This is a genomic window from Rothia sp. 110740021-2 (assembly GCF_054263775.1).
Map to the genome: position 1 here is coordinate 32,328 of NZ_JBSZFE010000001.1, position 11,890 is coordinate 44,217.

Annotated in this window: 12 protein-coding genes, 2 tRNA genes and 2 rRNA genes; 10 read left to right on the top strand and 6 right to left on the bottom strand. The window is 54.7% G+C overall.

Translation table 11 applies throughout. The annotated features are described in order from the left end of the window. Window positions 1-22: 22 nt before the first annotated feature. The 8 genes from ACUXHH_RS00150 (at window position 23) to rrf (ACUXHH_RS00185) (ending at window position 4,484) form a co-directional block, all read left to right on the top strand. Window positions 23-95, top strand: a tRNA-Ala gene (locus tag ACUXHH_RS00150). A gap of 3 nt (window positions 96-98) precedes the next feature. After that, window positions 99-215 (top strand): 5S ribosomal RNA (gene rrf, locus ACUXHH_RS00155). Between the two features lie 556 nt (window positions 216-771). Beyond that, complete coding sequence (locus ACUXHH_RS00160) at window positions 772-2,001, top strand: inorganic phosphate transporter (protein ID WP_279741952.1); 1,230 nt, start codon at window positions 772-774, stop codon at window positions 1,999-2,001. Between the two features lie 2 nt (window positions 2,002-2,003). Beyond that, the gene (locus ACUXHH_RS00165) at window positions 2,004-2,309 is read left to right on the top strand and encodes a hypothetical protein (RefSeq protein ID WP_279741951.1); all 306 of its coding nucleotides are present in this window, start codon (window positions 2,004-2,006) and stop codon (window positions 2,307-2,309) included. Between the two features lie 50 nt (window positions 2,310-2,359). Beyond that, entirely contained in the window at window positions 2,360-2,812 is a 453-nt protein-coding gene (locus ACUXHH_RS00170) for a DUF3349 domain-containing protein (RefSeq protein WP_279741950.1), read from the top strand. 206 nt (window positions 2,813-3,018) lie between these two features. Next, window positions 3,019-4,200, top strand: coding sequence for an acetamidase (locus tag ACUXHH_RS00175; RefSeq protein ID WP_458390562.1), 1,182 nt, complete (start codon window positions 3,019-3,021; stop codon window positions 4,198-4,200). Between the two features lie 91 nt (window positions 4,201-4,291). Further along, window positions 4,292-4,364, top strand: a tRNA-Ala gene (locus ACUXHH_RS00180). A 3-nt stretch (window positions 4,365-4,367) separates the two neighbouring features. Then, a 5S ribosomal RNA gene (rrf, locus tag ACUXHH_RS00185) occupies window positions 4,368-4,484 on the top strand. Window positions 4,485-4,751: 267 nt separating this feature from the next. Here the strand turns inward: rrf (ACUXHH_RS00185) and ACUXHH_RS00190 are convergent. Further along, on the bottom strand, window positions 4,752-5,087 hold the full coding sequence (locus ACUXHH_RS00190) for a hypothetical protein (RefSeq protein WP_070684764.1): 336 nt from the start codon (window positions 5,085-5,087) through the stop codon (window positions 4,752-4,754). A gap of 173 nt (window positions 5,088-5,260) precedes the next feature. Here ACUXHH_RS00190 and ACUXHH_RS00195 point away from each other — a divergent pair, with 173 nt between their 5' ends. Next, window positions 5,261-5,788, top strand: a complete 528-nt coding sequence (locus tag ACUXHH_RS00195) for a peptidylprolyl isomerase (protein WP_279741948.1) — start codon at window positions 5,261-5,263, stop codon at window positions 5,786-5,788. A gap of 158 nt (window positions 5,789-5,946) precedes the next feature. Next, a complete protein-coding gene (locus ACUXHH_RS00200) occupies window positions 5,947-6,729 on the top strand; it encodes a rhomboid family intramembrane serine protease (protein ID WP_314078048.1) in 783 nt (260 codons plus the stop codon). A gap of 375 nt (window positions 6,730-7,104) precedes the next feature. On the opposite strand, the gene ACUXHH_RS00205 is transcribed toward ACUXHH_RS00200, so the two are convergent. The 5 genes from ACUXHH_RS00205 to ACUXHH_RS00225 form a co-directional block, all read right to left on the bottom strand. Further along, on the bottom strand, window positions 7,105-7,923 hold the full coding sequence (locus ACUXHH_RS00205; protein ID WP_314078051.1) for a shikimate 5-dehydrogenase: 819 nt from the start codon (window positions 7,921-7,923) through the stop codon (window positions 7,105-7,107). Between the two features lies 1 nt (window position 7,924). Then, a complete protein-coding gene (locus tag ACUXHH_RS00210) occupies window positions 7,925-8,245 on the bottom strand; it encodes a glutaredoxin domain-containing protein (protein WP_279741945.1) in 321 nt (106 codons plus the stop codon). 499 nt (window positions 8,246-8,744) lie between these two features. After that, entirely contained in the window at window positions 8,745-8,909 is a 165-nt protein-coding gene (locus ACUXHH_RS00215) for a ribosome recycling factor (protein WP_279741944.1), read from the bottom strand. A gap of 438 nt (window positions 8,910-9,347) precedes the next feature. Then, complete coding sequence (locus tag ACUXHH_RS00220) at window positions 9,348-10,745, bottom strand: galactokinase (RefSeq protein WP_279741943.1); 1,398 nt, start codon at window positions 10,743-10,745, stop codon at window positions 9,348-9,350. Between the two features lie 257 nt (window positions 10,746-11,002). Further along, window positions 11,003-11,605: a TetR/AcrR family transcriptional regulator gene (locus ACUXHH_RS00225; RefSeq protein WP_458390563.1), complete on the bottom strand. Its 603-nt coding sequence runs from the start codon at window positions 11,603-11,605 to the stop codon at window positions 11,003-11,005. Window positions 11,606-11,890: the final 285 nt, after the last annotated feature.

The following is an 11,890-nucleotide window of genomic DNA, read 5'->3' on the forward strand; positions in this document are numbered from 1 at the left end:
AAACAGTGGTTTCCGCTGAGACGGGGGCGTGGCGCAATTGGTAGCGCATCTGCTTTGCAAGCAGAGGGTTAGGGGTTCGAGTCCCCTCGCCTCCACTTTCCGGTGATTATAGCAAGAGGGAAACGCCTGGCTCCATTCCGAACCCAGAAGCTAAGACTCTTCGCGCCGATGGTACTGCACTTTTGAGGGTGTGGGAGAGTAGGTCATTGCCGGTTTCTTTTTGAAAAAGACCCCGTATCGAAAGATGCGGGGTCTTTTGTTGTATGCTGAAGCTGGTATATGGCAATCTGGGCATCTGTCCCATGTTGTATCTGACCTATGTATGCTTGCGGTCTTTGAGGGGAGCTCTTGACTGTAGCTTGGTGATCTTGGCGTGTGATGGCAAGTACAGTTGATCGAAACCCACATCTGCAGCGAAAAGGGTGCTGCTTGGGCGTGAATGAGGGATAAATGAGGTCTGAATAATAAAGATGAGTCACAAAAAAGAAAGCTGGGAGGTTCCTGAAGGTGAACACTTGGTGAACACACTTTAGCCTATCGATGGATATAATCGCCCCTCTCCCCCACGTCTACGCTTAAGCCACATAAACCAACTTAAATATTCTGTTGGGTGCACCTATCCTGCCGCGGAATTTCAGTGTTTTTGCTCCTAAAATGTAGGCTCTCCAGTGAAACCCTCACGAAAACCCGTAAATAGATATGGGTTCATCTGTTATTTCGTGTTAATCCGGAATACTTTAGATTTCGCGAAAACCGACAGATAATTTTCTTGTGACTACAGAACTCATTATTCTCGTGATCGTGGTGCTTACCGCGCTCGCCTTCGACTTTACGAATGGCTTCCATGACACCGGTAACGCGATGGCAACCTCCATTGCAACCGGTGCTCTGAAGCCTAAGACCGCCGTGGCGCTTTCTGCGTCCCTGAACCTTGTGGGCGCATTCCTCTCCGTTGAGGTGGCACGCTCGGTCGGTAGCGGTATCGTGAACCTAGACCGTATCGATGTAGCGACGGATGGTTCGGCGCTGATGCTCATCGTCTTTACCGGCCTGGTTGGCGGCATCCTCTGGAACGTTTTGACCTGGCTTTTGGGTCTTCCCTCCTCCTCGTCGCACGCTCTGTTCGGTGGCCTGATTGGTTCGGCTATTGTCGCTATCGGCTTTGACGGAGTGCAGTGGATGGGCGTTCTGTCCAAGATTATTGTTCCCGCGGTTCTCTCCCCCGTCATCGCGGCTATCGTGGCAGCAACCGGTACCTGGCTGGTTTACCGTATTGCTGCTCCGGTTGCTGATGACCGTAAGCACGGTGGTTTCCGCAAGGGACAGATTGCGACCGCCTCCCTGATGTCTCTGGCACACGGTACCAACGATGCGCAGAAGACCATGGGCGTGATTTTCCTGGCTCTGGTTGCTTCGGGCACCCTGAACAATGACGATGCGATTCCCATGTGGGTGAAGGCATCCTGTGCTGTTGCTATTGCCCTGGGTACTTACCTGGGCGGCTGGCGCATTATCCGTACCCTCGGTAAGGGCATTGTTGAGGTGGATACCCCTCAGGGCGTTGCTGCTGATGGCGCGTCTGCTGCGATTATTCTGACCTCTTCGCACTTCGGTATGGCACTGTCCACCACTCACGTGGCATCCGGCTCGATTCTGGGTAGTGGCCTGGGTCGTAAGGGCGCTGAGGTTCGCTGGTACGTTGCTGGCCGTATGGTGGTTGCTTGGCTGATTACTCTGCCGGCTGCCGCAATTGTAGGTGCGCTGACCTGGTTGATTGGTCACGGCCTGAATACTCTGAGCGGTACTCAGTTTGTTGGCGAAATGACCGTGTTTGCGTTGCTGATTATCTTCTGCTTCCTGATGTGGCGCCATTCCCGGAAGGACAACATTGATGCTTCGAATGTGACTGGCGACTGGGATGAAAAGGAAGGCGCTGCAGTCACCAGCGCTGAAGTATCCGCAGAAGCTCAGACTCTTGCTACTGAGAAGGCAGGTTCGTAGCCATGCAGTACGTAATCGACATTCTAGATAAGGTCATTCCGGTGTTTATCGCCGGTCTGTTCTTCGGTGCGGGCCTTCCGGCACTGTATGCGATGGGTCTGCGTCTGCTGGCCGGTCGTACCGAATACACGGCGGACGGCAAGCTTGTGGAAATTGAGCCTCCGGGAACGATGGCGAAGATTGCCGCGTCCTGCATTTTTGCTATTATCGTAGCAATCGTAATCATCGGTATTCTCTGGGTCGCTAAGGACTTTATCGACCACACTTTCGGCTGGAATATCTTCGGCGTAACCGGTGGAGGCCACTAATCCCGTGAACACTAAATTGCATATGATGACTACTTTGAAGGAGGGGCTCGGTGCCTGATAAGAGCATAATCTCTCGAGTAATCGACTGGCTGAGCATCGGGTATCCCAAGGATGTTCCGGTGCAGGACCGTGCGGCAGTGATGGCTATTTTGAAGATGCGTCTGACCGATGAGCAGCTGCAGGAAGTTGTTCGTCAGCTCATGCAGTCTCGCGCTGCCCGTGGTGAGGCATATGTCAGTGACCAGCGCATTAATGAGTACATGCGTCGCGTGGTGGACCATACTCCGACTCCTCAGGATATTGATCGTGTCGCTAAGATTCTTGGTGCTCACGGTTTCCTAATTGCGGAGAATCACGTGAACGAGGATGCAGAGCCCCTCGCAGGCGGCACCGAGTATGTTGCGTATGAGGATCCGACGACCGGTGAGATTCGCATTGCGGAGCTTGCTGCTGAGTCGGCTAATATCCCGGCTCCGAACGCTGCTTCGGTTGAGGAAGCCTAAATAATCTGTGCTGAGAGTTCAGAGCTCTCATGAAGCTTATGATCTATGGGGTGGACTGAGTCCACCCCATAGATTTTCTTTATGCCCTTGTGATTGATGCGCCGCGATTCTTTAGCAGATGTAAGGACGCGAGCGGTATTCTAGAGGGACTTCACTCCCCTCAAACCGCCGGTGGGCTTTGCGCTCGCTCTCACTATGGAGATTCTGTGTCTTCTTCACCTACCCCTGAACCCGAGAACTCTCACATTACATCCGCTCAGGGCTCTTCTGAGGCGGCATCGGTTGCCGCTGAGGACTCTGTTGCTCAGACCCCATCTACTCGCGTAAATGCCGCTCGCAAGGCTATTGCCGGGCAGATGCGCCACCTCGTGGTGCCCCGCCGCTCACTGCTTCTGACGGGCGGCGTGGTTGCCGCCACCGGGGTGCTCGCCGCAATGCCGCAGATTGCGGCAACCGGAGTGCTGGGCGAGGATGCGGCAGCGGTGGTTTCAACCGAGAAGCTGTTGGCGCGCCGCGAGCGTCTGATTCGTGAAAATATCGATACCCGCTACCTGAAGATTGAGTCGCTGGGGCGTATCTATGTGGGTCAGGGGCGCCGTGAGCAGGATCTGCGTCTGGTGGGTTCTTTCTCCCTCACGGAGGCGGCACAGGCCGATTTGCCGGTGGCTGCTACAGTGCTGACAAACCTGTCTGTCTACGGTTCTTTGAATCGGCTGAGCGTCACCTACGGAGGTGTGGACTTGGCGAATGACCCGCAGAATATTGCTCATACGGTGACGGATGCGCCGGTGAGCCCGCTACGCGTGAACGAATCGGCAATCCTGAAGGAAGAGCAGTGGCTGAAGGTGCTGACCGCTAACGCGGCTCTGGGAACGACTGCGAGCTACGCCCAGGTGGGCCTGCTGGCAGATGAGCTGCATCTGAATACTGCAGTGATTGATGAGAACTATGAATCCCTGATGAAGCGTTTCCGTACTCTGGCTGAGCTGGATTTGAAGAACGAGAGGGTGCAGCAGATTCACCTGAATATTCAGTTGGCTCCGGAGAAGGCACTGAGCCTGCCCTCGGGTGCGCAGTCGAAGATTTCGGTGAGTGTTGCCGAGTCTTCGCGTGTGGCAACGGTCACTGATGTGTTGTCGAAGGCTGCCACGAAGAAGGAGCTCAACACTTTGGCGTCGTTCTCACTGGTGTGGAATGCTCGCGAGAAATATCCGTCGGCGAGCCAGCGGGATGGGTTTAAGGTGGGTTTCACGGCTCCTGAGTCGAAGGAGGAGACTGCGAAGGAGGCACAACGCACTGCGGTTCGTAAGTACCTGCAGGAAGTTAGTGCCTCCCTGCAGGCTCTGACGAAGCGTGAGGCGACAGTGCCGGGTGAGGTTATTACCTAAATCCCTCAGTAATGTGATGGGTTTAACTAAAAAAATGCACCTGAGGATTTGGTGAAGTCGTAAAAGGTGTTATAGACTAGTAGGGCACCACGGGGGCGTGGCGCAATTGGTAGCGCATCTGCTTTGCAAGCAGAGGGTTAGGGGTTCGAGTCCCCTCGCCTCCACTTTCCGGTGATTATAGCAAGAGGGAAACGCCTGGCTCCATTCCGAACCCAGAAGCTAAGACTCTTTGCGCCGATGGTACTGCACTTTTGAGGGTGTGGGAGAGTAGGTTATTGCCGGTTTATTTTTGAACCGAGAACCCCATGTTGAAAGACATGGGGTTCTTTGTATATCCGGGTATCTCAGGGAAATACAGCAGGGTGCACCCAAGGAGATTTAGTGCTCTATCTCTAGCGCCTCCTTTTGCCTCTGCCCCCCCCTAAAAAAATAAATAAATAGCCGCCCACCAGAGCACAACTCTAGCGGGCGGCTATCTTTCATAAAGCACTCCCTCACGCCGCTAGCGGCGTCTCAGAACGTGTAGAGAGGAAAAACGGGGAATATAACGCTTATGCGTTCTTCCAGGGGTCCTCCACGGGGCGAGCTGCGTTATAGGCTGCAGCGCCCGCAACACCCAGAGCAACCAGCAGACCCAGGAACGCCAGCCCCTTACGGGGGCGCTTGCCGCCGTTACGCTCAATACGAGCCAGTTCCTTCTCAGCGGAACGAACGGTCTTCGCGGTAGCCTTACGAGCCTTGTTCAGGGCCTTCTTGTTGCCGGTCAGCTTCTCAGCGAACATCTCAGCGGTCTTGCCTTCCAGCGCGGATTCAACAGCAGCCAGAGAAGAGACGATAGCCTGAGCCTTAGCGGCCTTGCGTGCCTTACGCTTCTTGCAGCAGAACATAGGGTGACCTCCATCGGTTAAAATGCGCTAGCAACCAGAAAACGCCGCCGCGCGCGTAGTGTTCACCTCTCAGGATATTCAATTCCCGCCCAAAAAGCCCGCTCAACGGTGCGCCCGGGGCGAAAAAATATGTTAGATGGCGAATGAGCACCGCCCCGTGCCACAATAGAGCCATGACTAATGCAACTGCTAAGGCAACTATCCACACTAACTACGGTGACATCATCGTCGAGCTCTTCGGCAACCACGCACCGCTGACTGTTGAAAACTTCATCGGCCTGGCTGACGGCTCCCGTCAGTGGAAGCACCCCCGCACCGGTGAAATCATGAACACCCCCCTGTACAAGGACGTCGTGTTCCACCGCATCATCAAGGACTTCATGATTCAGGGTGGCGACCCCCTGGGCATGGGCGTTGGTGGCCCCGGCTACCAGTTTAAGGACGAGATTCACCCCGAGCTCTCCTTCTCCAAGCCCTACCTGCTGGCAATGGCTAACGCAGGCCCCGGCACCAACGGTTCTCAGTTCTTCATCACCACCGTTGAGACCCCCTGGCTGAACGGTCGCCACACTATCTTCGGTGAGGTTACCGATGAGGCATCCAAGAAGGTTGTTGACGCTATTGAGGGCGTTGAGACCGGCTTCCAGGACCGCCCGGTCAAGGACGTTGTCATCTCCTCGATCGATATCGAAAAGCTCTAACAAACCCGATCAGAAAGCTCATACAAGCATTCTGCTGAAGGTATTGAGAAAACACGTATAGTTCAGGGGCCCGCCAGGATTCTTCCGGTGGGCCCCTGCGCTTATATGCCCACATACACCACCTTCGGATGAACTGGTACACAACCTTTGGAGGTTCAGTGGAGAACTTTCCCAACTACGCAGGCTATGCACAGACCCCCACGGTCTGCATCAACCACCCCAACCGCGTGAGCTACGCCCAGTGTGGGCGCTGCAATCGAACTGTCTGCGGCGAATGCCAGGTGGCACTGGACGTGGGGATGGTCTGCCCCGATTGCTACCGCGATCTCACGGGCGGCAGCTCGAAGGCGCAGGGCTCCTTCCTGGCGCACCATTGGCATATTAGCTACACGCTCATTTTGATAACCGCTACGATTTACGGCCTGCAACAGATCATCCCCAGCCAATGGGTCGTTAAACATGGCGCCATCTGGTGGCCCTACGTCCAGCACGGCGAGTACTACCGCATCATTAGCTACGGTTTTCTGCATTCGCAGAATGACCCGATGCACCTGGTGTGGAACGTGATTAATCTGTTTATCTACGGCGTGTCCCTCGAACGCATGATGGGCCGCTGGAAGTTCCTCTTCGTGTATCTGGGCTCAATCGTCTTTGGAGCCATCGGCGTGTATGTATTGGCTCCTGCAACCAGTGTGGTGGGTGCCTCCGGAGGTATTTTTGGCCTGATGGGTTCGTTCTTGACCCTACTGATCATCATGAAGCAGAAGGACACCGCCCGTGTGTTTGCCATGATTACCGCGGTAAATGTCATCTATAGCCTTTTGGCTTCGTCAAATATTTCCCACGCGTGCCACGCGGGTGGCTTTATAGGCGGCGTACTGCTGACGCTGCTACTTTTTCCTTTTGCGAAGAAGCCCGAGTCCTCGAATCCGCTGCCGTAAAGCCCTCAAGAGTGGCTCAACGGCAGGTATTGAGCCTGAAAAACCGCGAAATCCGACACTGATATACGTTATCCACAGTAGTTTTCCACACTGTGTATAACTACATTCGTGTAATTCCACGATTGTGAGTGTAGGTTAAAAATCTGTAGATACAGGCTAAAACAATCGAATTACACAGGCTGAATTACACGGGTGTAAGAGTTTTCCCCAGATTTCTCCACAGATGTGGAAAACTTTAAACACCAGGGTGTGTGTAATTACAAAAAATTCCGGTGCTATGCACCGGAGAAAATAAAAAGTGCCCGGACAGATCAACTTTCCGGGCACTTTCACGTATCGAGCCCCTCACGGGGCAAAGAAGCAGCGGGCGCGAACCTAATTTGCCTGAGCCTCCGCCTCCTCAACCTCCTCGGGAGTGAGCTCCACACCGGTGTACAGACGGAACTGCTCAGCAGCCTGCAGAGCAATCACCTCACCGCCGTGAATAACTTCCTTACCTGCCGCGCGAGCTGCACGCACCAGTGGAGTCTCAACGGGCATCGCCACCACATCAAAGACCACCTGCGCCTCAGCAATAGCCTCCTGCGGGTAAGACAGCTCCTCGCTCTCCTCACCGCCAGCCATGCCAATCGGAGTTACGTTCACCAGAATTGGCGCTCGCAGATTGCCCACCTCCGGTGCCCAGGCGTACTCGTAACGCTCAGCCAGCGCACGGCCGGTCTTCTCGTTGCGGGCTATAATCATGCCCTGCGAGAAGCCTGCGTCAAAGAACGCGCCAGCCACAGCCGCCGCCATACCGCCCGAACCACGCAGCAGGAACGGTAGCGACGGATCCACATTATGCGAACGCAGCAGGGAAGCTACCGCAATCACATCCGTGTTGTACGCTTTCAAGAAGCCGTCAGTGTTCATAATCGTGTTTACTGCACCAATAACCGCAGCCGAGTGATCCATATCGTCTATCAGCGGAATAACAGCCTGCTTGAACGGCATAGACACCGAGCAGCCGCGAATACCCAGTGCACGCACGCCGGCGATAGCACCCTCAATATCAGTGGTGGTCATCGCCTTGTATAGGTAATCCAGACCGTGCTTCTCATACAGATAGTTATGGAACTTAATGCCGTGATTTGACGGATGACCAGACAGAGAAATACAGATCGCCGTATCGCGGTTCAGCGCAGGGCGAGCCATCTTAAGCCTCGCCGCCAGCGTCGAGAGTGTTCTGAATCAGCTTCTTCACCTTGTTGCGGCTCACCAGGTCAGCAACCACAAAGTGGGTGTCGCCGGTGTCCACGGTGGGAACGATTGCGTTGCCGTCGTTGAGGGACTTCACGTGTGCCTCAGCCTGCGGGTCTTCCCAAATGTTGACCCAGGTAGCGTGGTCGCCCAGCTCACCCAGCTTAGAATCCAGAGCCTCGCAATAAGGACAGCCGGGACGCCAATAAATGACGACGCCGCCATCCTTCATGACCTCGCGCGCCTTCTGCTGATCGGACTGCTGACGTTCAAACATGGTTCCTCCATAGATGGGGTGCTCCGCGGTCTTCAGGAGGCGCTGAAACCTGCCTGAGAGCGTAGCTTAATAAAATTGACATATCAAGCATAGCCTGAGGTTACAGGGGTGGGGGAGAGGTCCTCATAGGGCGAACATCCGAGCAGTACCCCCCCCAGCCCGCGCAACACTCTCCCAGAAGTCTTCGCCCCGCGCTTTAACGGCATACGCCCCACACCAAGGTTGCCGGACCAATGATGCGGGGCGTATACAGTTCGCGAGAAAGTGCGAGCACTTGTGCTGAGTAAGAGTAAAAGAAGAGTGAAAACAGGCTACCCGGTGGTAACTGAAGCTGAGCAATAAGCCGAGTGAGTTGGTGAATGAAAGAACCTAGGTGGGGCAGAACGCCCCATTATTCGAGAGAGATGTTGAGCGAAAGCCTGAAATGCAAATCCAGAGGAATGGTGCCCTACCCCATGAGGAGGTGAGGTAAGGCGCCAATCCAAAGGATGCTGTTACCTTACTTGCCGAACTTCTCGGTCAGCTTGGAGACGTTGTCGGTCACGACCTCTTCAACCTTGGCAATCTGCTCGTCGGTGACGACCTCCTTGCCAGCCGTGTCGTTGATAACTTCCTTAGCCTTGTCGAGACCCTGCTCAACGGTGCCCTTGATGTCGAAGCCCACGGGGGCCTCCTTTCTGCACTTTCGCGCTCTAAGCCTCACTTGTGGTGAGGGGTGATTCGCCGTGCTGGCGAAATCGGAGTGTAATGCTTTGGTAGACGAAACCTGCAAACTGGGTTTATACCTGACGGTAGAACCCAAGTGCAGATACTATCCATGTGCCGGATTATGCGCATTGAAACTTTACAGCTCACGGATTGTGTCCGTCGATAGATAAGTCTACATACCCGCGAGGGAAAGAAAAACCACCCTCAGAAAACGTGACACCACTTTTGATCAATGACCAAAAAAATTATAGCTTATCAGCGCGTTATTACGGGGGATAAACGGAGGAAATTTGCAGAGATTCGCAGGAAACTTCCAGCTATGAATCTCGTTCAAACCCCGAAAAAATGCCTCTATGACACCCCGCCGATTTATGACAGACCTCAGCACCCAATCTTACAACACCGGAATATCTGTAGGATCAGCGCCCGCAGCCCAATCATGAGACGCCGCAAAACCAGCAACCATCGGCAAAAAACGAGGCGCTGCATAACCCCGCACCGCATATGCAGTAGCTACCGCATCCGCGGTGACCTCCAGCTGAGAGGTCGGAATCAGCGCCATCACCGCGCCACCAAAACCGCCACCCACAATACGGGCACCCAGCGCGCCCTGATCCAGACACACCTGCACCGCAACATCAATCTCAGGGCGAGAAACACGCAACTCATCACGCATCGACACAAAGGACTCCATAAAAATACGGCCCGCCTCCTCAAACGCCGCATAACCCAACTCATCAGTATGCTGCAACAGATAGCTCGCACGACCCACCAGAGTCATATCGTGGAACGCATGACGTACCCAACCACGTGGGAACGAACACGGACGACCCGCGTCCTCGAGAGCATCCAGGGCACGATTCACCGAAGAATCCACCAAATCAGCACGCCACGCCTTCGCCACACGCGCATCCATACCCCCGCAGGACAAATCCTGTGGCAAAGCATCACGCAAAAAACGCAGACCCAAAGCGTCAGCGCAAGCCTCAGACGCCGCACGACGAGCCGCAAAACCGCCATCCGTCAGCTCATGTGGAGTGTTCGTATCAATCACCAAAAAACTCAGACCATGCTGGGCAATATCCACCGCAACCGGCTCAATCGAAAAATCACGGAAATCAACCACCAGAGCCTGCTCCGGATGCGAACGCAACGATGCCGTCTGATCCAGGCCACCCGTATGCGCGCCAGCTACCTTATTCTCAGCCGTAATGCACACCTGAGCCAGACGCGCACGCAATGCATCACTATCAGCCGGGGTAGCATCCGCCTCCGGGCAATCCTTACGCACCGGACACGAGAGTTCTAACAACGCCAACGCAGTAGAACACTCCAAAGCCGCTGACGACGACAAACCGCCACCCACCGGAACACGAGAATTAATCAGTAGGTCAGCACCAAACTCATCGGGCAGCATAATATCCCTGCCGCCCTCCTGATTCATCGCCCACGCAACACCCGCCACATAGGTGAACCAGCCCTTCAAATGACCCGGCTGAATATCGCGAATCACAACCGTGCGCTCATCGCCGGGCATCTGTAAAGAAGCCGCACGCAACACGCCATCACGACGCAATGCACCCGCCACATAGGTGCGGTACGGCAGTGGCATCGGCAGGCACGAACCACCCAAAAAATCAATGTACTCGCCCAAAAGATTCAGACGCCCAGGCGCAGACCACACACCATCCGGCTCATAACCATACGCAGTAATAAACTCCTCACGTACACGCGCAATCTCCGCACTATGGTCCGGAAGAGCCGCCCACTGGGCGGTAGCGGTCATCGACATGGAACACCTCTAATCAAGCCCCAACAGGGCACCAAGACATAAACGACACCCCGCCCATACCCGATACACTCCGGATATAAGCACCTGTCATATCTAGACTAAAACAGAAAACCAGCGAACATCGACTCAGTCACCAAACCGCACCGGTATCAGAGTGTGGCAGGGCACTCAAAGCCAACGCATGCAAAAGCCCCGCACCCCACAAGGGGGCAAGGGGCACCATACATAACTAATAAACCAAAAGAAGGGTCAAGCGATTACGCATCCTGCGTATAGGGCTCCTGCACCACCATTATCGTGTCAATGGCAGATAGCAGATCCTGACGGTAACGGGTAAACGCATTCTCAATCAGAGGAACATCGCCACTCGCCACAGCCTCCTGAGGCGAAATCAGCGGCAGAGTCTGATACTCCTCCACCAGGCTCAACGCAATATGAGTCAGCAAACGAGCACGACGCAGCGCCTCCGCATGACCCAAACCAAGCGCCTGGAACTCATGAGCCATCGCCACCACCGGCTTCAACTCACGCGGGTGCAGAGTCAAACTCAAGCGCACCACCTCAGGGCATTCACGAATCGGGTAGAGCAGGGAGAACAGCGTATCGCCGCGGTGAATCATTGAAGCACGAATAGCCTCCGGATTCGCTTCAGCCTCCTCAGACATCGACTTCGGGGCACGAGCCAGAATATAATCCGCCAACAGAATCAGAAGCTGCTGCTTATTCTTCACGTGGTAGTACAGAGCGCCGGGAGCCACGTGAAGCTCCTGAGCGAGTCGGCGCATGGAAAGGTCCGCCAAACCGTAGGTCGCCAAGACCTCGTAGGCGGTATCTAGAATCTTTTCACGGGAAAGTACCACTCTTTCATTTTAGGGTGTTCAAATCTGTAACGTGAGCAAGATGCACCCCACCGCAAACAAAAATCGCGCAAATACACGGCATAACCTCAAAAATGAATGTCGATTCTCACCCACCCGGAGCGAACGTTTCGCGTTTCAAGGGTAGTTTTGCACCAGAGCGCACCCCAAGAAGCAGAGAAAAACAGCCACTCCCACGCTCTTGGCATAAAAACACGTCTTAAACCGCCCAAAACCGCCAAGACAGGCAAACCTCGCGGGCGCACAGGGCAAAAGGGGGTGTTTAAT